Source organism: Bacillus sp. AK031 (assembly GCF_053903065.1).
On record NZ_CP096424.1, the window covers coordinates 3,053,225 to 3,072,733 of the forward strand.

Annotated in this window: 23 protein-coding genes; 6 read left to right on the forward strand and 17 right to left on the reverse strand. The window is 40.5% G+C overall.

Going from position 1 to position 19,509, the window contains the following annotated elements; all coding sequences use genetic code 11:
- Nucleotides 1–166: 166 nt before the first annotated feature.
- The 4 genes from M1E09_RS15645 to M1E09_RS15660 all read left to right on the forward strand — a co-directional run bounded on the left by M1E09_RS15645 (nucleotide 167) and on the right by M1E09_RS15660 (nucleotide 3,711).
- On the forward strand, nucleotides 167–892 hold the full coding sequence (locus tag M1E09_RS15645; RefSeq protein WP_456271773.1) for an alpha/beta hydrolase: 726 nt from the start codon (nucleotides 167–169) through the stop codon (nucleotides 890–892).
- Nucleotides 893–1,173: 281 nt separating this feature from the next.
- Entirely contained in the window at nucleotides 1,174–1,689 is a 516-nt protein-coding gene (locus M1E09_RS15650) for a YjcG family protein (protein WP_456271774.1), read from the forward strand.
- 13 nt (nucleotides 1,690–1,702) lie between these two features.
- Nucleotides 1,703–2,122, forward strand: coding sequence for a GNAT family N-acetyltransferase (locus M1E09_RS15655; RefSeq protein ID WP_456275012.1), 420 nt, complete (start codon nucleotides 1,703–1,705; stop codon nucleotides 2,120–2,122).
- Nucleotides 2,123–3,033: 911 nt separating this feature from the next.
- Nucleotides 3,034–3,711, forward strand: coding sequence for a DUF421 domain-containing protein (locus M1E09_RS15660; RefSeq protein ID WP_456271775.1), 678 nt, complete (start codon nucleotides 3,034–3,036; stop codon nucleotides 3,709–3,711).
- Nucleotides 3,712–3,847: 136 nt separating this feature from the next.
- Here M1E09_RS15660 and M1E09_RS15665 read toward each other — a convergent pair whose 3' ends face one another.
- The 10 genes from M1E09_RS15665 to M1E09_RS15710 form a co-directional block, all read right to left on the reverse strand.
- Nucleotides 3,848–4,735, reverse strand: a complete 888-nt coding sequence (locus tag M1E09_RS15665) for an MBL fold metallo-hydrolase (RefSeq protein WP_456275013.1) — start codon at nucleotides 4,733–4,735, stop codon at nucleotides 3,848–3,850.
- Between the two features lie 29 nt (nucleotides 4,736–4,764).
- On the reverse strand, nucleotides 4,765–5,037 hold the full coding sequence (locus M1E09_RS15670) for a hypothetical protein (protein ID WP_456271776.1): 273 nt from the start codon (nucleotides 5,035–5,037) through the stop codon (nucleotides 4,765–4,767).
- Between the two features lie 280 nt (nucleotides 5,038–5,317).
- Entirely contained in the window at nucleotides 5,318–5,575 is a 258-nt protein-coding gene (locus tag M1E09_RS15675; protein WP_456271777.1) for a stage VI sporulation protein F, read from the reverse strand.
- A 140-nt stretch (nucleotides 5,576–5,715) separates the two neighbouring features.
- A complete protein-coding gene (locus M1E09_RS15680; RefSeq protein WP_456271778.1) occupies nucleotides 5,716–5,847 on the reverse strand; it encodes a YjcZ family sporulation protein in 132 nt (43 codons plus the stop codon).
- Nucleotides 5,848–5,919: 72 nt separating this feature from the next.
- Nucleotides 5,920–6,612 (reverse strand): DUF421 domain-containing protein, encoded by a 693-nt coding sequence (locus tag M1E09_RS15685; RefSeq protein ID WP_456271779.1) that lies wholly within the window; start codon nucleotides 6,610–6,612, stop codon nucleotides 5,920–5,922.
- Between the two features lie 6 nt (nucleotides 6,613–6,618).
- Entirely contained in the window at nucleotides 6,619–6,975 is a 357-nt protein-coding gene (spoVAE, locus tag M1E09_RS15690; RefSeq protein ID WP_456271780.1) for a stage V sporulation protein AE, read from the reverse strand.
- A 25-nt stretch (nucleotides 6,976–7,000) separates the two neighbouring features.
- On the reverse strand, nucleotides 7,001–8,017 hold the full coding sequence (gene spoVAD, locus M1E09_RS15695) for a stage V sporulation protein AD (protein ID WP_456271781.1): 1,017 nt from the start codon (nucleotides 8,015–8,017) through the stop codon (nucleotides 7,001–7,003).
- Nucleotides 8,017–8,487 (reverse strand): stage V sporulation protein AC, encoded by a 471-nt coding sequence (spoVAC, locus tag M1E09_RS15700; RefSeq protein WP_456271782.1) that lies wholly within the window; start codon nucleotides 8,485–8,487, stop codon nucleotides 8,017–8,019. Before spoVAC ends, spoVAD begins: the two co-directional genes overlap by 1 nt.
- 13 nt (nucleotides 8,488–8,500) lie before the next feature.
- Nucleotides 8,501–8,968, reverse strand: a complete 468-nt coding sequence (locus tag M1E09_RS15705) for a sporulation protein (protein WP_456271783.1) — start codon at nucleotides 8,966–8,968, stop codon at nucleotides 8,501–8,503.
- 421 nt (nucleotides 8,969–9,389) lie between these two features.
- Nucleotides 9,390–9,743: a DUF1360 domain-containing protein gene (locus M1E09_RS15710; protein WP_456271784.1), complete on the reverse strand. Its 354-nt coding sequence runs from the start codon at nucleotides 9,741–9,743 to the stop codon at nucleotides 9,390–9,392.
- A gap of 165 nt (nucleotides 9,744–9,908) precedes the next feature.
- Here M1E09_RS15710 and M1E09_RS15715 point away from each other — a divergent pair, with 165 nt between their 5' ends.
- The gene (locus M1E09_RS15715) at nucleotides 9,909–10,406 is read left to right on the forward strand and encodes a CotY/CotZ family spore coat protein (protein WP_456271785.1); all 498 of its coding nucleotides are present in this window, start codon (nucleotides 9,909–9,911) and stop codon (nucleotides 10,404–10,406) included.
- Between the two features lie 58 nt (nucleotides 10,407–10,464).
- On the opposite strand, the gene M1E09_RS15720 is transcribed toward M1E09_RS15715, so the two are convergent.
- The 4 genes from M1E09_RS15720 to mgtE form a co-directional block, all read right to left on the reverse strand.
- Nucleotides 10,465–11,013 (reverse strand): CotO family spore coat protein, encoded by a 549-nt coding sequence (locus tag M1E09_RS15720; RefSeq protein WP_456271786.1) that lies wholly within the window; start codon nucleotides 11,011–11,013, stop codon nucleotides 10,465–10,467.
- Nucleotides 11,014–11,642: 629 nt separating this feature from the next.
- A complete protein-coding gene (gene fabI, locus M1E09_RS15725) occupies nucleotides 11,643–12,416 on the reverse strand; it encodes an enoyl-ACP reductase FabI (RefSeq protein ID WP_456271787.1) in 774 nt (257 codons plus the stop codon).
- Between the two features lie 240 nt (nucleotides 12,417–12,656).
- Nucleotides 12,657–14,519, reverse strand: coding sequence for a monovalent cation:proton antiporter family protein (locus M1E09_RS15730; protein WP_456271788.1), 1,863 nt, complete (start codon nucleotides 14,517–14,519; stop codon nucleotides 12,657–12,659).
- A gap of 15 nt (nucleotides 14,520–14,534) precedes the next feature.
- A complete protein-coding gene (mgtE, locus tag M1E09_RS15735; RefSeq protein WP_456271789.1) occupies nucleotides 14,535–15,911 on the reverse strand; it encodes a magnesium transporter in 1,377 nt (458 codons plus the stop codon).
- A 296-nt stretch (nucleotides 15,912–16,207) separates the two neighbouring features.
- On the opposite strand from mgtE, the gene prpE reads away from it, so the two are divergent.
- Nucleotides 16,208–16,954: a bis(5'-nucleosyl)-tetraphosphatase PrpE gene (gene prpE, locus M1E09_RS15740; RefSeq protein ID WP_456271790.1), complete on the forward strand. Its 747-nt coding sequence runs from the start codon at nucleotides 16,208–16,210 to the stop codon at nucleotides 16,952–16,954.
- A gap of 134 nt (nucleotides 16,955–17,088) precedes the next feature.
- Here prpE and M1E09_RS15745 read toward each other — a convergent pair whose 3' ends face one another.
- From M1E09_RS15745 to M1E09_RS15755, 3 genes are read right to left on the reverse strand one after another with little or no spacing between them, the layout of a single operon-like run.
- Nucleotides 17,089–17,985, reverse strand: a complete 897-nt coding sequence (locus M1E09_RS15745; RefSeq protein ID WP_456271791.1) for an RluA family pseudouridine synthase — start codon at nucleotides 17,983–17,985, stop codon at nucleotides 17,089–17,091.
- 13 nt (nucleotides 17,986–17,998) lie between these two features.
- On the reverse strand, nucleotides 17,999–18,796 hold the full coding sequence (locus M1E09_RS15750) for an NAD kinase (protein WP_456271792.1): 798 nt from the start codon (nucleotides 18,794–18,796) through the stop codon (nucleotides 17,999–18,001).
- 52 nt (nucleotides 18,797–18,848) lie between these two features.
- On the reverse strand, nucleotides 18,849–19,499 hold the full coding sequence (locus M1E09_RS15755) for a GTP pyrophosphokinase (RefSeq protein WP_456271793.1): 651 nt from the start codon (nucleotides 19,497–19,499) through the stop codon (nucleotides 18,849–18,851).
- Nucleotides 19,500–19,509 lie beyond the last annotated feature (10 nt).

A 19,509-nucleotide genomic window follows, 5' to 3' on the forward strand; every position in this document is an offset into this window, starting at 1 on the left:
GCATTAAACCTCTCACTTCACAGTGGAGCTGGCAGTATGAGCGGGTGCAGGGATTTTCATAATCAATTGTGGTACAATCTTCCCTGAGAGGTTCTTTTCGCTGTGGATTTCCCTTTTCAGCGGAAATGTCCAATACGTTTAAATCATTATTAATGGAGGTATAGAAATGTCAGCTTCTAGAGGAACAATCAATGAACTCAGCCTCTTCAGTAAAGAACTGAATGAAGAAATCAATATGCTAGTGTACCTGCCCCCCTCTTATTCGCCGCTATATAAATATTCACTTTTGATTTGCCAGGATGGGAAGGACTATTTTCAGTTAGGAAGAATTCCGAGGCTTGCCGATGAATTACTGGGCGGCCAGGACATTGAAAATATGATCATTATCGGAATCCCTTATAAGGATGTTCAGGATCGCAGAAGGAAGTATCACCCGGATGGGGAACAAAACGCGGCGTACATCCGCTTTCTTGCGCATGAGCTGGTTCCGCACTTAGATGAAAAATACCCTACATACCATATGGGAATGGGAAGAGCTTTAATCGGCGATTCTCTTGGTGCATCTGTTTCATTGATGACAGCATTAAAATATCCAAATACTTTTGGAAAAGTCATTCTGCAATCCCCTTTTGTTAATGATAAAGTGATTCAGGCAGTGAAAAGCCAGAAGCAGCCACACCTTCTGAATATTTACCATATTATCGGCAAGGGGGAAACAGAGGTTAAGACCACAAATGGGGAAGTCGCCGATTTCCTGTCTCCAAACCGGGAGCTTCATGAGCTTTTTGATCAACAAGGATTCTCATCATTCTACGATGAATTTGACGGAGATCACACTTGGAAGTATTGGCAGCCGGATTTGAGGCGTGCTCTTAAGCATATGTTCTCATAGTACGGATAAAAGAATGGCATAATAGGGAAGAAGATTCTTTTTGATGGGTTTCCCTTTTATTTTTGGCTCATTCGAGTGAAACTCCCGTTTCACTCGCTTTTCAGCAGAGCTGAAAAGTCGCCCCGTGCAGATATGAGCCAAAAAACATTGGTTTTTCATAGATAACAAAAGAAAGTATCTTTCGCTCTATGTCAATACACTCTTAAAATGTGCTATAATAACTGATATATTAAATTATTTAGAATTTATTGAACTTATTGGACTAAGGAGGTAATACTTATATGAATTATGGTGTCGTTATTTTTCCATCTAAATCGCTGCAAGACAAGGCCAATGCCTACCGGAAGCGCTATGATCCGCACTATGCTTTAATTACCCCTCATTTGACTCTGAAGAATGTTTTTTCTGCAGACGACACTGAGATTAAAGATATTGCTGATAAGTTGAGAAGTATCGCCAAGAAGTATGATCCGTTTGCTCTGAAGGTATACAAAATCAGCTCCTTCCAGCCCGTTAACAATGTAATCTATTTCAAGGCTGAACCCACACCCGAACTTGAAGGATTGCACCAGGAAATGCACTCACCGGAATTCAGCGGACAAGAACCGGAATATGCTTTTGTCCCTCATATAACTGTTGCCCAAAATCTGTCTGATGATGAGCATTCAGATGTGTTCGGGTCTTTGCGCATGCTGGGTGTTGACCATGAGGAAACAGTGGATCGATTTCACCTCCTCTATCAACTTGAAAACGGCTCTTGGACAGTTTACGAAACATTCCGCTTAGGAAAGGAATAGAATTCCATTGAAGATGATGCTAGCAAACTCAGACAAAAAGCTTCAGGATGCCCTGCTTGTCCGCAAAGAAGTTTTTGTTAATGAACAAAATGTACCTCTTGAAGAAGAAATCGATGAATATGAGAATTCATCGGAACACTTTGTGTTGTATGACGGCGATAAACCAGCAGGTGCAGGACGATTCCGGTTGAAAGATGGAGAAGGAAAAGTTGAGAGAATCTGTGTACTGGCTGACTATCGAGGAAAAGGTGCAGGTAAACTGATAATGCATTATATTGAGGATCATGCAAAAAGCAAAGAAATCCCTGCCTTGAACCTTAATGCACAGACACATGCGATTCCGTTTTATGAAAACCTAGGCTACTCTATTACATCGGATGAATTCCTGGATGCAGGAATTCCGCATAAGTCAATGAAGAAGATATTGAAGTAAGCAAAAAACCCGATCCTGAACACAGTAACGGCTCCCGATTTCGAATACAAAAGAGTAAATTAGCGCACCAACTAGCAGTCCAATTCGCAACTGAATTAGACTGCTTTTTTTGTTGATATATATAAGGGTTAATAATATGAACGCTAAATCCGCCCGGAATTTCGACCCCCTTTTAACATTGTGTCATAGGTTATTGTCAACATGAAAAATACGCATGATAATCGTTATACCAATTGGTGTGTTACAAACTAGCAGGGGATGTGTTAATTTTTGAGAGACAGATAAATGAAGCGGACATTTTTTTCTTAATTAACCTCTGATTATATAAATAATAAGGGTAGTTTTTCCCGTTATTCTGCAGAATAGGGGTAGGTGCGGGGGAAATAAGGGGAATTTTTCCCCTTAAGACAAATTAAAATGGCCCATTTTCATGCTTTTGGAGTAAATAGAGGGAATTCTTCCCTCTATTTACTCTATTTTTCGTGCTGTTTCCTCAATAAGAGGAATTTCTCCTCTTATTTTGGCAGCTTATTTAATGGGGATTCAGAGATAATCGGAAATCACTAACAAGTGCTTATCTTGGGATAAAAAATGCTTCGAGCATGTGTCTCCAAGCCCCAAGCATTTTTCTTCCGATTTTCTTGCCGAATTGCTTTTTAATTTTGGTGCGAATTACTATACAAAAACAATGTTAATTCATATTTTGTATTTCAAAACAGAACCCCTAACTAACACTGGATCCAGCTTTTTTGCCGCAAAAATGTTTGTTCTACAGTTTTTTCCGAATTTGCTACTTTCATAAATGCAAACAACAGACCAATCTCAGGCAAATCCCCGCCACTCCTGATGAATAAAACGTTAGTCTTTTGTTGAGAATGGGTTAATAACTTCATTATTTACAGGAGACTATTATGAACTTACTGGCTATTGCCTCAGAACTTGTTGTAGGATTTGTTGCATTGCTGTTACTGACAAAAGTTCTGGGAAAAACCCAAATATCACAAATTACCCCGTTCGATTTCATTTCAGCCATAATCTTGGGGGAGCTCGTCGGAAACTCTCTCTACGATAATAAGGTTGGCATCTGGGAAATCCTGTTCGCCATTTCCTTGTGGGGAGGAATGATTTTCTTCACAGAGATTCTCACGCAGAAATCACGAAGAGTCAGACACATTCTTGAAAACACCCCTTCTATTATCATCCGGAAGGGTATCATTCAATTTAACAACTTAAAAAAAAATCACCTGGATTTAAATCAGCTTCAGCAGCTGCTAAGGGCAAAAGACATTTTCTCCATTAGAGAGTGTGAATATGCCATTCTCGAAACAGATGGGAGTATGAGCGTAATAAAAAAACCGATGTATGCTTCTGTCCAAAAACAGGATTTGAATATCGCTCCCTCCTCGACCTCCTTTCCTATTTCTATTATTTTAGATGGCGAGATTATTTATGATAACTTAAAGATGATTGATGCAGATGAAAAATGGCTTCTTGCCGAGCTCAAAAAAAAGGGGTATACCTCACATAAGGATATTTTATTTGGAGAATGGAAAGATGGAGAAGATTTATTGCTTCAGGGATATCAATAATTCAAAAAGAGCAAGCACCCTGTATAGCACCGACAGGCAGATATTCCGGATGGCTATACAGGGTGCTTGCGCTGGATTCAGCCGCAACCCATTTTTACACTTTCTTACCTTGGAAAAAAGCCACTACAGGTCCATCTCATCCACCAATGTATATACGGTTGTTCTCCATATATATCTTAATGGCATTGTCGTTCGACAGTTTTGTAAGGTAAGCAGTGAAGCTTGTTCTATATAACAAATACTGTCCAATAGTCCCTGCCTGCACTCCGTGGTCATTCAGGAATTTTTCAAACAAATCTTCAAAAGAATATTTTTCCTCACTTGTATGTAAAGTGGCCACTAAATACTCTAAAAGATCTCTATGTACATTAATATTTGCAGTTATCGTTTCAGTCAGGTTCTGCTCAAATTCACCATGACCGGGAATTGCTCCTGCCAGACCCATGCCTTTCAAGCTTTCCAGGGTTTGCAGTGTCGTTTCTGCATCCGCAATGAAGGGAATAATATGTTTTTGCAAAGCATCTCTTCCGAAATAAGCATCTGCTGCAAATAGCACGTCATTATAAAGTACACCTGTTTGTCCAAGTGCATGGCCGGGGAGAGAAATAAACTCCAATTCGAATGGGCCAATTTCAGCTTTGCCCGGAGATACATACTCATCTATCGCAACAGGTTTCCCTTCCAGGAATTTATTACGTAATTCCTTCAGTGGAAAAGCGCCGTTCCATAAATAGACAGGCTCCAATAAAGGATGTTCGATAATTTCCTTTTCTAAGTCAGGAGCCAGGAATTTAATCCCCTTTTGCTTCTTCAACCAGGCCGCTCCTCCAAAATGATCAGTGTGGGCGTGGGTGATAAAGCAATAGTCCAAAGGCAGATCCTCATTTTCAAGCTGTCTGAACACTTTTTTGATCGACGAGTCATCCAGGCCGGTATCGATCAGCAGACCCTTGCCGTCTTTCAATAAATATCCGATATTAACAGCCGATGAAAAGTAATGGCAATGTTCATTGATTTTTTTCATTTTCAAGGGAAATACATCCTTTCCATTTTTTAAACATATTCGTTAATGTACTTCCCTTTTCCTGTAATATCGGCTAAAAAGTCAGGTGAAATTCCCTCTGCCTGGCGAAACCTCTTCCTGCTGTCTTTTAATTTCGAGAGACTGGTATCCTGATCCACTCCGGTATCATCGCGTTGTGCCTTGTTCATCAGCGGCCGGATCCGGTTGATTGGCATGAATGTAAATGGATCATATTCTTTATTTGCCTCCCGCTCTGCATACTGCATATATTGATAGTGCGGGACAGGTGCGATATATCCCATACATTTCACCTCATTTTCTCTATTTTCTAAGCTTTCTTCGTTTTTTAAAAAAGAGTCGATTAATATTCCCTGCAGGATGCGCAATTTCTCTCTGGCATTGTAAAACAGCATCTACTGCTTCTAATTCATTTTCCCGCTTCATAAATCTGTAAACTCTCTTGTTAATTACTATGGTTTTCGGAAGAAAATATGAGTTTATGTGGGTTGATAGTAAAAATAAACCATTGGTTCTACTTCAGCGTCAGAAGTAGTGCCAATGGCTCTATAGAACAACTAGTTTTTATTTCCCGTTATTAATCATTTTTGAAATAGTGCCGAAGTCCAACTGTTTGCCGTCGTTGATAATGGACTTAACGATCTTATCTTCCGTTTCTTTGTTTACTGGTTTATTCGCAATCTGAGATACTCGCTGAATGACTCCTCTAACGGTTTTTTCATCTTTGAAATTTGCATTCTGAAGTGAACCAGCCAGTTCCAGCACATCATTCATATTGACACCTGTTTTCTTTTCAACATTTTTAAAGAAGTTATTATTCATTAGGTAAAACGCCTCCTTTACAGCTAATATATCTTATGAAGTGTAAAGGAAAAGAGTGCATATTGAGTGGGCGAATATCCAAAAAACATTAAAAAGAAAAGGCAGAGCCCACTGGATTCTGCCTTTTCAAATTCACCCTATTAACAGAAGCTTGCGCCGACAATGATCAACAAAATGAACAGTACTACAATCAATACAAAGGTAGAGCCGTAACCTCCGCCTGCTGGATAACCGCAGCCTGCACCATATCCATAACCGTATCCGTATGGCATTCTTATCACCTCTCTTTGTTTCTGACTATTCCATTATATGTAGAGGTAATAACCTATGTATGGGCAGTATGATTATCTGAAAGCAGACCAGTCATATAAATCAATTGTCAGAACTCCGTCAGCATCTGCCTGTGCAAGAAAAACGTTCTCCAAATTGATCCTGCGCCGTTTAAGCTGCTTCAACAGCCATTCTTCTGTAAGTCCGATCTTTCGCAATCCTTGAATATCCACTTTACCGTCATTGATGACTGCCTGAACCGGAAAAACCTTTTGAGACATTGTAAAAAGATCTTCATACAGGAGCGGCTGTTTCGCTTTTTTTAACAGGACACTTAAATCCCCATTGGTATCAAGAGAAGCATATTCTACGTCAGAAACCCTGAAGATATCTTTTTTTCTTAATTGTTCGAGTAGTTCATCTGTGGAGTATTTTTCTTTTTTAAGTGCCATTTCACTAATATTTCCATTCTCAATGAAAACTGTGGGAGTGCCTTCAACGAAATGCCTGAACTTTATACTTTTCAAAGAGATCAATGATAAGATGAACGGCACGGAAAACCAGAGAAGGATACTCATAAGCCCTTCCGTCAACTTAAGGTCCAGATCCATAGAGAGTGTACCGGCAATGCTGCCGACTGTTATCCCAGTAATATACTCGAAGAAAGATAATTTAGAGAGCTGTTTCTTGCCAAGAAGTTTTGTAATAAAGAATAATGCTACCAGAATGAATAAGCTCCTGAGTGCTACTTCAAGATATTCCGACACATTCCCTCACCCCTTTGGCTTAAAGATCAAGGCCCCGATGAATCCAAAAATGATGGCAGCTGATATACCTGAGCTGGTCACTTCAAACATTCCCGTCAGCACGCCTACCAGGCCATGTTGATCCGCTTCCTGCATTGCTCCTTGAACCAATGCATTCCCGAATGATGTAATAGGAATGGTTGCACCTGCACCTGCAAAATCAATTAATGGTTCATAAAGTCCAAACCCAGCCAGGACTGCACCTATTACAACGAGCAAACTTAAGGTGTGGGCAGGGGTTAATTTGGCAATGTCAAATAAAAGCTGCCCAAACACACAAATCGCTCCGCCAATAACAAATGACCAAAAAAACATAGCCAACATGGGCTTCTCCTCCTTTCCTTCTAGCCTAACTGTATTCAATTGAGACGGCATGTGCTATACAAGGGATCGTCTCATTCTGCTGAAAGGTAAGTGGTGACAGCAGGGCTCCAGTAGCAACCATTAAAATCTTTTTGTAAACCCCTTTTTTCATTTGATTCAGCAAATGGCCATATAAGACCGTCGCCGAACAGCCCGGACCGCTTGCACCAGATTGAACTGGCTGATCTTGACCATATATGAGCAGTCCACAATCCTGGAACTGGTTTTCACTTAAATTGAACCCTTGCTGCTGCAGTAGTTCCTGAGCAGTTTTCCTCCCGATTTTTGCTAAGTCTCCTGTTATGATCAAATCATAATAGGATGGATCTCTTCCTAAATCTCTAAAATGGGAGATGATTGTATCTGCTGCTGCTGGTGCCATTGCACCTCCCATATTAAATGGGTCGCTCAGTCCCATGTCGATAACCTTTCCGATTGTCGCTGAAGTGACCCTCGGTACAGGATTGTTTCCTGCCGTGCTCTTGCCGATCACTGAATAGCCTGCTCCTGTAACCGTCCATTGTGCAGTTGGAGGCTTTTGTCCCCCATATTCTGTAGGGTATCGGAATTGTTTTTCAACTGCTGAGTTATGGCTTGAAGCACCTGTCAAAACGTGGTTTGCTCCCCCTGAATCTACAATATAGGAGGCTAGAGCCAGCCCTTCCATGGATGTGGAACATGCGCCAAATATCCCAAGATAAGGAATGGCATTTGTTCTTGCCGCAAAGGAAGAGGGTGTTATCTGATTGATCAGGTCCCCAGAAAAAAAGAATTCTATCTGGCTGTCTTGCAGTCCTCCCTTTTCCAAGGCGATCTGTACAGCCTCCTCAATCATTAACCTATTTGCTTTCTCATAGGTCTCTTCCCCCATCCAAAGGTCATCGTAGAATCGATCGAAATCTTCAGAGAGCCTTCCTTTTTTCTCAAACGGCCCTCCAACAACACCTGTTGAAAGAATAGAAGGTCGATTTTGAAACTCCCATGACTGTTTACCCTTTAACATTAAATGACCCCCCATTGAATCAGCAGCGTTTTGATGAGAGCGATGATAAACGCAGAAAAGACACCAAATACAATGACTGAACCAGCGAGCTTGAATATATTGCCTCCGACACCTAGCACCAATCCTTCTGTTCGGTGCTCGATTGCCGCTGAAATCACTGCGTTTCCGAAGCCGGTTACAGGAACAGCGCTGCCAGCACCAGCAAATTGGCCGATATGGTCATATATACCAAATCCTGTTAGCAGCATAGAAAAGAACACCATCGTTGCCACTGTTGGATTACCCGCAGTCTGTTCGGTAAAGTTAAAAAAATAAATATAGAAGTAGGTGACTACCTGTCCAATCATACAAATGAAGCCGCCTACGAAGAATGCTTTGATACAATTGATTAGTACAGGCCTTTTCGTCTCATGTTTCTGTTCTAATTTCTCATATTGTTTTTGCTGGGAGGTCTTTTGCTTCTTGCCCATATAAATCTCCTTTCTAGGTTAACTCCTCTTTAAGCTTGATGATTTCCTGAAATCTTTTTTCGGCATCCTTATTGGAAATATGTTTCTCTTCTATCTTCTCTTTAAGTCTTACCGTTTCAAGAAATATCTTATAGTCACTGGAGACAATAAATTTTTCTTCCGGATATTTTTTCTCCAGTTTCTTTGTCATTTTCTTTTCTATACTTTTCATGTGAAACCGATGAGAATGCTTTACTTTATACGAAACAAGAATCTCTTCCTTCCCTTGGATAACTGCCACATCATAAAGCTCTTCCAATTTGGCAATTTCTTTCTTAACCGAATGGCCAATGCTGTCTGTTTCGGGATTCTCCATTAGTTCCACTGGCGGCGGATCTGTAACCTTAATTAGTGCTCCCTTACTGTCATCTCCCTCTTCCTCATTGACAGCACATCCAGAAAGAAGCATAAGAGCCATCAACACAAACAACCATTTCTTCATAAAATCCCCTCTGCTTTTGAAATAGACTCTTAAGAGTATCTAAAGAATTGCCCATGAATCATTCGATACTAACCTTTAAAGAGCCCTGAATACTTCTATTTTCTGCTACTGATCAACTTTTTATGAATAAAAAAAGGACTTGCGCTATCATATAAACTCCCCGAGTTCATTGAGCGCAAGTCTTGCCATTCAATTATTGACAGAAACTTACAGAGTTACTGTCACTTATTTTGTTTTCTTCTTCTTTCCGCAGCCGCAGCCTTTTTTCCTTTTCACAGGCTGATTTGATTTCACTTTCTGTTCCGATTTCTTCATCATCCTTATTCCTCCTTAAATGATGGAAATTCGCTGCTCTTATTGTTTAAAAAAGGTGCATACAATCATTATATGCAGTTTATAAAACGCTTGTTCCAGCCTTTCATCAGGAAAGCCATCTCTGTACAACTGCCTCTATTATTGAAGCAATGCCTGCAATTGCCATAATTGTGATCACAGGTGAAGCAATGGAGGGGTTCAAAATATAAAGTAAATAACTGCCTGCTGCAACCCAAATTCCTGTACACCAATGACAGCTGAGCAGCTCGCCTATCCAGCCCTTAAGGCCGCTGGTCTTTGGAACTAAATAGACCTCTGTCAAACCGTTCTCATCCATTTCTTCTTGTTCATCAAAAAAAGGTGCTCTCAAAAACTCAGTAATTTTGTCATAAACAATCAAATGGGTTATACGAAAGACAGCCAGCCCCATGATGATCAGTTGTAATATATTTTGCTCCACTTATCAGGCTCCTTTACATAAGTATAAAACCCACTTCAAAAATCAGAAACAAATCCCCCAGATAGCCTATTTTGGCGAAAAAAGGGCTATTATCCGTAACTTAAAGTCCTTGCCTACAATATGTTATTAGTGTAGTGATAAACAATTAAAAGGAGGATTTTCAATATGGGTTGTGGAAGAAGAGACGATGTAGGTGGAGTTTCCACTGATAACTGTGTATGTGAAGTAGTTCGTGCCATTAAAGATATTCAAGATGCTGCAGTAAACGATGATTGTTTAGATTGTACGACAAGCTGTTTCCTTGAACCGCTTGGTGATCTGAACAGTCCGGCTATGAGACGCCGTGCAGACACGCGTGTGTTCACGTTGACGAATAAGAACGGAGAATTGTTCAAGGCACTTTTCAGACAACGTGACGGTGAGTGTGATGCAAACTGCGTATCTATTTACTTCCGTGTTGAAGAAGTATTCGATAACTGCTGTGCAACACTCAGAGTATTAAGACCAGATAAAGACATCGTAAACGATTATGGTAAATTGGATTTTGGCAAGATCTGCAAAGTTGACGATTGGTACAGAACAAACAACTGTATCACAGTTGATTTGAACTGCTTCTGTGCGATTCAATGTATTGCTGACAGAGATCTTGACATCTGCGAGTAATCTCTAGATAAAAGCCGGTCGGGATAATCCGACTGGCTTTTTATAATGGTAAAAACACTTACAAGCCGATGATTTTTATTGCCTTTAAAGATGACCTTTTTATCTCGGCTTCATCACCTTGAAACGTTTTGACAACAAGAGTATCGTTTCCATCCTGCAGCAATATTCCCTTATAATGTTCTTCCGCGGTTACAAACTCACACGGGAATGGAGCTTTCCCATTGATATAACGGGAAAGGTAATTGATTTTTTCATCCAGTTCCATTTCTCTGAATGGTTTCAACGGCTTAAATGAGTAAGTTCTTTTTTGGTTTTCTTCAGGCTGCGTTTCTGTTTCATGAGTTTTGTTTGTGTTCGGTTCTTCAAGCTCCTCTTTTACCTGGTCTTTTGCAGGTGCTTCTCCATACAAAGAACCTAGTTCCTCTTCAAAGTATGTTCTTTTTTTTCTCTTTTGTTTTTTTTCCGGTACGGCTTCTGCCTTGGCCGTTTGTTTTGGCTTTGCATTTCTGGATGAGTAGCTTTGCTGCATATTTGCTTTTGTTTCTTTCATTGCGGGCTGCTGGATATATAATAAAGGAGCTTTACCGCTTGTTTTTTGTTTTTTCATTCGTTGCACCTCCCGAGGTTCATTCCTTATACAATGTATGCAATAAATGCCCAGAGGTTTCTCATTTTTTCTTGGAATTAGATCAGGGGAATTCAAAGATTGAGAAGGATGTCTGTTCTAAACTCTTTTTGATGTCCTTCGCTCTCGATGCCAAGGACATCATTCTTCCCAAAGTTTATCGCAAAGATTCCTTTTTTGTACCAGGCTCAACGTTTGAAACGCCGGTTTATTTTTTGACAGGCTGACGGTTACCGCGATTACGAGAGCGGATAGCCATACATACTTTAAGGGAAGAAATTTCCCTTATAGAAGAGATGTCGGAAAAACAGGTCAAATAAGGGTAAAATTTTCCGCTATTTACTTAAAAAACATGAAATATGGATTACTGAGCATGATTAACGGAAAATCCTTCCGTTATTTACCTTTCCTCAGCTAAAATCTGCAGTTTAACGGAAAAATTCTCCCTTATTTTAAGAACCCTTCCATTTGGTGACCTACTCAATCATGAAATTTTTTGGATTTTATTACAAATTCATAGTAAAAAGCAGTCCGTTTTGGACTGCTTTCTCTAGTTTTGTACTAAAAAAATGAAATATTAAGGCATTCAGCCTTGAACTTACGAATAACTATTATCCCAGTACATGATAACCGGAATCGACGTGAATATTTTCACCAGTGATTCCGCGGCTCATATCGCTGAATAAGAATACTGCAGTATCTCCGACCTCTTCCTGTGTGGTGTTTCTGCGCAGAGGAGCTCTCTCTTCAATTTCTTTCAGGATTGTATTGAAATCGCCAACACCTTTTGCAGAAAGAGTTCTGATTGGCCCAGCAGAGATTGCATTAACGCGCACACCCGCTTTGCCAAGATCGCTTGCAAGATATTTTACGCTTGCTTCAAGAGAAGCTTTTGCAACACCCATGATATTATAATTCTCAAGTACGCGCTCACCGCCAAGATACGTCAGCGTTACGATGCTTCCGCCTTCAGTCATTAGGCCTTTTGCTGCTTTGGCAACAGCCGTCAGGGAATAGGAACTGATATTATGCGCCAATAAAAAGCCTTCTCTTGTTGTGTTCATGTAATCTCCGGCTAATTCTTCTTTCTTAGCAAAAGCGATACAGTGTGCAATCCCATGAATACTACCGACTTCTTCCTTAATAGTCTGGAAACATTTCTCAATGTCTTCGTCACTTGTCACATCGCATTGCAAGAAAAGATTGTCGCTTCCTTCAAGTGTTCCCGCTAAGTCTTTTACCCCTTTTTCAAATCTTTCGCCTGCGTATGTAAAAATAAGTCTTGCTCCCGCCTCGTGAAGACTTCTTGCAATCCCCCAGGCAATGCTGCGTTTGTTTGCTACACCCATGACTACATATGTTTTTCCCTGTAATGAAAGAGTCATTTTCATCCTCCTAAAATGAATTGCTATTTGAATTAATACAAGTTATTAGTACCTGATACTAATTTTAGCCGATTTGCTCAAGGAAAGAAAGAGATTCACTAAAAAAACTTATCGCCTCTCTAAAATTATTGATGGATTTTTCCAATACTGCTACACCACTACCAAAGTTATCCCCTATTTGTGTTTGAAAATACTCATTTCACAGAAAAAACCTCCTGTCGAAATGACAGAAGGTTTTCTTTAACAATATTCACAGAATTCCAGTTCACGTTTCAATTCATCAACATATTCCTTAGAACCTGTAACGATTAAGCGGTCATTCATATGAAGTTCTGTATCCCCATGGGGAACAATGGAATCTTTTCCTCGGAATATCCGGACAAAGATGACGTCTCCTGTGAATGGGAACTCTCTTAGTGTCATGCCTTCAAACTGGATATTCAACATTTTGATTTCATATAAAGAGGTTTCCTGATTTGTAAAGATATTCATGACTGAAGGAGATTCAATAAGAGCCTTCAGCAGGGTTTTCGTTGAAAGCAGCACAGAGAACACTTCTATCCCCTGTTCTCTGAGCATTTCTTCAAGATCTGGGCCTTCAATCCTTGCGATTACCCGTTCAATGCCTGCTTCCTTTGCAGCAATGGCAAGAGTGGCATTTTGCTCATCATCACCAGTGGAAATGACAATGATGTCGGTATCAAAGATGTTGTTTTCTTCAATCGTTTTCAGTTCAAAGTTATCAATTTCTTTTATCTGGAATAAAGAGTCGGAAATGCTCTTGTTCGACTTATCCATTTTTGTGTGATATAACACCGGGACATATAACGCTGATTTCAATTCGCGGGAAACAGGCAGCGTCATTTGGTTTGCCCCCAGGAAAGCCACCTTAATTTGTTTTTCTTCCACCGCTTCTTTTGGGAACAGCTTTTTAAACACTACAGGTGTAACCAGACAAGTGATAACGGCTACTAATATCAATGTCCCACTCATTTGTGCTGTAATGATTCCCATTCTCTCCGCTATCTTGGCAGCCGCTATGACCAACGAAAGTGTGGAAGTTAATAAGAATGCTGATGCAATCGTAGTTTTATTGTCATACCATTTTCTCAGCCAGAAAACCGGCAATAGCTTCGACAGTAAGAAAGCTACCAAGAGCAGTGGAATCAGAATTAACATTTTCTTATCGCTAAGAAGTGACCAAAGTTCCAATTCAACCCCGACCATGACAAAGAAAATCGGAATAAGGAAGCCGTACCCAAACGAATCGAGTTTATGAACCATTTCCTGGTTAGGTGAAAGCAGAGACACTAATACACCTGCCAAAAATGCCCCAAGGATATTTTCGGCACCTACTGATTCAGAAACTGCAACAAGCAGGATTATCAATGTAAATATTGCCCTTGTTCCAATCTGGGTAGTACCAGTGGACAGTGTTTTCATTAAATTGTTATTCTTGAAACGTTTTGCAAGAAAATAGAGTAATACACCAGCACCAAATAATAACAGCAATAACCACATGTTTCCATGTCCTTCACCGTACAATGACACGAATACGGCAAGCAGTATCATTGTAACCAAATCAGCTATCACCGCTACTAACAGAATGATTTGTCCAATACCGCTTTTCATTATATGTGCTTCCTTCAGTGTAGGCACAACCACTCCCAATGAAATAGTTGAGATAATCAACGTCATTAGGAAGGCATTTTCAATTAATCCAGCAAAGACGAATAAATAGGATAATAGTAGAGATACGCCGAAAATGCCGACAAAGATAATTAAAGAAACCTTCAACCGGTTGGGTTCAGGTTTTCCATTCGGCAAAATCACTTTCTTCTTTTTATCATTGGAAAATGCAGAAAAATCGATTTCAAGTCCGCTTAAAAACATTAAAAATATAAAGCCAAGAGTTGACAGAGTTTCCAGCCAAACATCTTCATGAACAAGATCAAATCCACTTTTTCCTATAATAAGTCCGACAACAATTTCAGCTATAACGACTGGAATGAAATTCAGACGAAGCCGATGCAGCATGATCGGTGTTATGAATGCAGCCAAGATAACGATGACAAGGGATGCTACCGAAGCACCATGTTCCATATTATTTCCCCCTATCTAAATCAAATAGTTCATAAATAGTGTTGCCATTCCAAAGTATATCATGATGCTGATTATGTCATTGATCGTCGTGATAAACGGACCGGATGCAACAGCCGGATCCACCTTAAGTTTGTGCATAAGCAGGGGTACCAAGGAACCCGCCAATGTGGCAACGATTAATGAAACGAGAATGGAAATACCAACAAGAAAGCCAAGAAATAAGTTCCCTTGCCATACGTATACAATTATCATCACCAATATTCCACAAACAGTTCCAGTTATTAAACCAGTCCCCGCTTCTCTCAGAACGATCTTCCATTTGCTCTCATTCTCCAGACCGCCAGTGGCAATTCCGCGTACAGCTACTGCAAGTGCTTGTGTTCCTGTGTTACCAGCCATCCCTGCAATAAGAGGAATAAATACGGCTAGTATAGCGACTTTATCCAAAGTTTGTTCAAACCTGCCGATTAAACTCGCTGTAAACATTCCAAGAAAAAGCAGTGCAATCAGCCAGGGCAGCCGTTTCTTTGCCGCTGTTATGGGATTTCTATCTACAGAATCCATATCGGAAATACCGGCAAGCTTTGAATAGTCATCAGAAGCTTCTTCATCAATAACATCAATAATATCATCGACCGTTATGATACCTAATAAATGATTTTGAAAGTCGACTACCGGCAGGGCAAGGAAATCGTAATCCCTCATTTTTCTGGCAACCGCTTCCTGGTCCTCGCCTACTGAAACGGAAACTACCCGATCGCTCATCACTTCGCCTATCATTGCTTCATCATCACTGACGATTAAGTCACGAAGCGATATAACCCCTGCCAGGCGCTTTCCTTCATCTATTACAAAAATATAATAAATGGTTTCGGCATTGGGTGCTTCACTCTTTAGGATATTCATTGCCGAACGTACCGTTTGATTTGCAGATATCGCAACGAATTCCGTGGTCATGATACTTCCAGCAGTATACTCTTCATAGTGCAAAAGCTCTTTAATTTCCTGCGCCGAGTCGTCATTCATTATGGTCAGATAGCTGGCGACCTGGTCCTTATCCAATTCATTCAGAACATCGACCGCATCATCGGCATACATATTGGACAACATATCTGCAGCATACGATGGATTCATTTCAGCAAGTATACCCTGATACTCTGATTCATCAATATCAAGGCTTTCAAATAACTCAGCCATTTCCTCTGGAGAAAGGTACTGGTACATGATGTGCCGTAAAGGATCATCTACCCTTTCAAAGAACTTTGCCCTGTCATATGGATGGAGCGCGGTAAACTCTTCCCTGAATTTATCCATTTCCTCATTCTGAAGGGATGCTATCAAATAATCTTCATTAAGCTGCACTTCTGTTTTATCAATGTTCTCAATCGACATGTGCATACCCCCCTTTTTAAAGGTTTATATGTTAACAAAGCCAAGTCGCTGGTTTATATTCAATTTATCCATTGCTGTTTAAAATAAGAATATAAGAGAATTATTATTATGAGGACTTTTTTATATGATCAGTCCATTCTCCTGAATTTAATGGGAGTTTTCAATAAACAATATTTTTTCACCATAACTATAGTCTTAATAATACTAGCAAATCTTTAAAAAATTGTCGCCTCATAAAAATCATTTAATTAATGAAAACGTTTTAGCTTAGTTTCTGACGAAGAAAGGAGTCCATTATGAAACTGGATATTATAGGAGATATACACGGGTGTTTTGATGAGTTTAAAAAATTGACTGGTAAGCTTGGGTACCAGTGGGATACTGGTATACCTGTCCACCCTGACGGCAGGCTGCTCGGATTTGTCGGTGACCTGACAGACCGCGGCCCCCATTCTTTAAAAGTGATTGAGACAGTCTGGAAACTTTGGAAGCAAAATCTGGCCTATTACGTACCTGGAAACCATTGCAATAAGCTCTATCGTTACTTTCTTGGAAATAATGTAAAGATCGTTCATGGCCTTGAAACGACTGTGGAGGAACTAGGCTTCCTGCCTGAAAATGAAATTGACCGTTATAGTACCATGTTCAAAGAACTGTATGAACAGTCTCCCCTTTATCTTCAGTTAGATGCAGGCAAGTTAATCATCGCCCATGCAGGCATCACCGAAGAGCTTATCGGGAAACAAAGCAAGCGTGTAAAAACCTTTGTACTCTATGGGGATATCACTGGAGAAACCAATGAAGACGGCACCCCTGTCAGAAGGGACTGGGCATTTAACTATAAAGGAGAGGCCTATGTTGTTTATGGGCATACTCCGTTTTCAGAAGTCCGGAATATAAACCGCACCTATAATATCGACACCGGGGCAGTTTTTGGCGGGAAGCTGTCTTCCCTTTCATACCCGGAATTTACTATTGAAAGTGTCAATTCCAATATGCCTTATGTTGCAGAGAAATTCAGGGATATAAACCCCGATCGTTAATAGAGGAGCCCTTTCCTCTGTCTTGAACTTCAGATCGAGAAACTACTGTGAGAAGACAATTTAATGACAAAAGCAGCCGTCTCAATGCGGCTGCTTTTGTTTGCAGGCAGAGTCTTTTGGAAGGTAGAACACTTCTATGACCTCTGTAAGACTTCTTTCATATCGAATGGCAGTGGTACTGTATAACGAAGTCTTTTCCCTGTAATCGGATGAATAAATGATAGGGAAAAACAGTGAAGAGCCTGCCTGTTAATCTTGTCTGTATTTCCATCATATAAAGTATCCCCAAGCAAAGGATGCCCTTTGTAAGACATATGCACCCTGATTTGGTGAGTTCGGCCAGTCTCTAAATCGAGCTTCAGATGTGCAAACTCTGCATATTGTTTGATTACCTGGAATCTGGTGACGGCATGCTTGCCATCCTGCCTTACTTCCCGCTCAATAATCGAGCTGTCCTTCCTTCCAATAGGGGCATTTACAACACCCGCCTTTTCACTTAACGGGAAAACACCTTCCGCCAATGCTTCATACGATCGGTTGATCTCACGATTATGCTGCTGCAAACTGAACAAATGATGAATATGCCGATGTTTTGCAATCAGCACCAGGCCAGAGGTATCACGGTCCAGCCTGGTAACAATATGTACTGCCGTATCCACACCTGTGTCCTTATAATATCCATAGATGCCGTTTGCCAGACTTCCATTTGGATGCTCTCTTGAAGGAATGGTACTCATCCCTGCCGGTTTATTAAGTACAAGAATATCCTTATCTTCAAAAATAATTTCCAAATTCATTGTTTCCGCTCTTAAAGACGCGCTTTTTGGCTCCGGAGGAAATACGACGGACAAACGATCACCTTCTTGAAGCGAATAACGGACCGTCACCTCTTTGCCATTAACGCTGATCTGCCCACCGGAAAACTTAATGTCAGTCAGCATCCGCTTTGAGATATGCTTTTCATTTAGGAAAGACTTGATATCTTTGCCTGCTTGTTCTGTTATGTGCCAATCCATTTCATACCTGTTCATATACTAATCTCACTTAATCCTCTGCAATAAACGAGTCTCTGACCCTCTTCCAAAATGGAAATGGACGGAACCTTGCAAATCGGATTTTTTCATCTGCAACTCTATATTGAATAGATTTAACATCCTTATGAAGCAATGTCAGGTGATCAATCGTAATCATAAAGTCTGGAATATTGACTGGCTTCAGCATACAGGTATGATGGGCAGGCAAGATCAAAGGTGAGCCAATCGTCCGGAATACCCTGTTATTAATCGATGCCATTTCCGCCAGTTGGATGGCAGGAATCGAGGGGTGCAGGATTGCCCCGCTCAATGCTTTATTATAAGCGGTACTTCCTGAAGGAGTGGACAGGCACAGGCCGTCTCCTCTAAACCTTTCAAAATGCTGTCCCCTGATTTCAACATCCATCACAAGGGTCCCTTCGACACTCTTAACAGTAGATTCATTCAAACCGAGGTACCTTGTTTCTTTACCTCCATGCTGGTAACGGATAATCGTCTCCAACAGAGGATATTCAATGATTTGATATGGTGTTTTCGCTATCGCAATAACAAGCTTTTCTATCTCTTCAGGCACCCAGTCAGCATAAAATCCTAAATGCCCAGTATGTACTCCTACAAACGCAGTCTTGTCAAGCCTGGAACTATAGCGGTGAAAAGCATACAAAAGTGTTCCATCGCCGCCTACAGAAATGACAATATCAGGCTCTTCTTCATCATACACCAGTTCAAAGTCCTGTAAGTAAGTACGCATTTTATGCATCAACGTGTTGGACTTTGCATCGCCTTTCGAAGTAATTGCAAATTTCATAACAGCTACACCCTTTTTTAGTTTCTATTTCCCTATCCCGCTAAAGCAAAACTTATTCATCCTGGGACTCACGTCTCTTTTCATCTTGATCTTTCTTGTTCGAAAAAAACCTCTGAGCCTCCTGGATCTCATCTTTTATCAGAGACATTTCCTCATCAAGCCGAAATGCTGCTTCAGCTGCTCTCATCAGCCGCATCCTGATTTCATCCGGAAACTGTCCACGGTATTTATAATTAAGAGAATGCTCAATTGTAGCCCAAAAATTCATCGCCAGTGTCCTGATTTGAATTTCAGCGAGAATAATCTTTTCTTCATGAACGGTTTGTACTGGATATTCAATGACTACATGATAGGAACGGTAACCACTCGGTTTCTTATGGGAAATATAATCACGCTCTTCAATAATCCGAAAGTCATTACGCGCTCTTAGTGAATTCACTACTGAATGGATATCATCCACGAATTGACACATTAACCGCAAACCGGCAATATCCTGCATTTCAGTGCCGAGCTTATCGAGCGGAATTCCTTTTTGGTTGGCTTTATCCAAAATACTGGCTATGGGCTTTACCCTTCCAGTGACAAACTCTATGGGAGAATGGCTGCGTTCTAATTCATAAAGTCCTCTCATTCCTTTGAGTTTGATTTTCAACTCATCAACTGCCTGTTTGTATGGCCCCAAAAACTGATCCCAATGATTCAACACATTCACC

Excerpts from the sequence above, each read along its gene's own strand:
- M1E09_RS15645 (WP_456271773.1), top strand. The coding sequence starts at position 167 with ATGTCAGCTTCTAGAGGAACAATCAATGAACTCAGCCTCTTCAGTAAA.
- M1E09_RS15660 (WP_456271775.1), top strand. The coding sequence starts at position 3,034 with ATGAACTTACTGGCTATTGCCTCAGAACTTGTTGTAGGATTTGTTGCA.
- M1E09_RS15705 (WP_456271783.1), bottom strand. The coding sequence starts at position 8,968 with ATGAAGAAATGGTTGTTTGTGTTGATGGCTCTTATGCTTCTTTCTGGA.
- M1E09_RS15675 (WP_456271777.1), bottom strand. The coding sequence starts at position 5,575 with ATGAATAATAACTTCTTTAAAAATGTTGAAAAGAAAACAGGTGTCAAT.
- spoVAD (WP_456271781.1), bottom strand. The coding sequence starts at position 8,017 with ATGTTAAAGGGTAAACAGTCATGGGAGTTTCAAAATCGACCTTCTATT.
- prpE (WP_456271790.1), top strand. The coding sequence starts at position 16,208 with ATGAAACTGGATATTATAGGAGATATACACGGGTGTTTTGATGAGTTT.
- M1E09_RS15750 (WP_456271792.1), bottom strand. The coding sequence starts at position 18,796 with ATGAAATTTGCAATTACTTCGAAAGGCGATGCAAAGTCCAACACGTTG.
- spoVAE (WP_456271780.1), bottom strand. The coding sequence starts at position 6,975 with ATGTTGGCTATGTTTTTTTGGTCATTTGTTATTGGCGGAGCGATTTGT.
- mgtE (WP_456271789.1), bottom strand. The coding sequence starts at position 15,911 with ATGTCGATTGAGAACATTGATAAAACAGAAGTGCAGCTTAATGAAGAT.
- fabI (WP_456271787.1), bottom strand. The coding sequence starts at position 12,416 with ATGACTCTTTCATTACAGGGAAAAACATATGTAGTCATGGGTGTAGCA.
- M1E09_RS15670 (WP_456271776.1), bottom strand. The coding sequence starts at position 5,037 with ATGGGATATATCGCACCTGTCCCGCACTATCAATATATGCAGTATGCA.
- M1E09_RS15715 (WP_456271785.1), top strand. The coding sequence starts at position 9,909 with ATGGGTTGTGGAAGAAGAGACGATGTAGGTGGAGTTTCCACTGATAAC.
- M1E09_RS15650 (WP_456271774.1), top strand. The coding sequence starts at position 1,174 with ATGAATTATGGTGTCGTTATTTTTCCATCTAAATCGCTGCAAGACAAG.
- M1E09_RS15720 (WP_456271786.1), bottom strand. The coding sequence starts at position 11,013 with ATGAAAAAACAAAAAACAAGCGGTAAAGCTCCTTTATTATATATCCAG.
- spoVAC (WP_456271782.1), bottom strand. The coding sequence starts at position 8,487 with ATGGGCAAGAAGCAAAAGACCTCCCAGCAAAAACAATATGAGAAATTA.
- M1E09_RS15665 (WP_456275013.1), bottom strand. The coding sequence starts at position 4,735 with ATGAAAAAAATCAATGAACATTGCCATTACTTTTCATCGGCTGTTAAT.
- M1E09_RS15730 (WP_456271788.1), bottom strand. The coding sequence starts at position 14,519 with ATGGAACATGGTGCTTCGGTAGCATCCCTTGTCATCGTTATCTTGGCT.
- M1E09_RS15680 (WP_456271778.1), bottom strand. The coding sequence starts at position 5,847 with ATGCCATACGGATACGGTTATGGATATGGTGCAGGCTGCGGTTATCCA.
- M1E09_RS15655 (WP_456275012.1), top strand. The coding sequence starts at position 1,703 with ATGATGCTAGCAAACTCAGACAAAAAGCTTCAGGATGCCCTGCTTGTC.
- M1E09_RS15745 (WP_456271791.1), bottom strand. The coding sequence starts at position 17,985 with ATGAACAGGTATGAAATGGATTGGCACATAACAGAACAAGCAGGCAAA.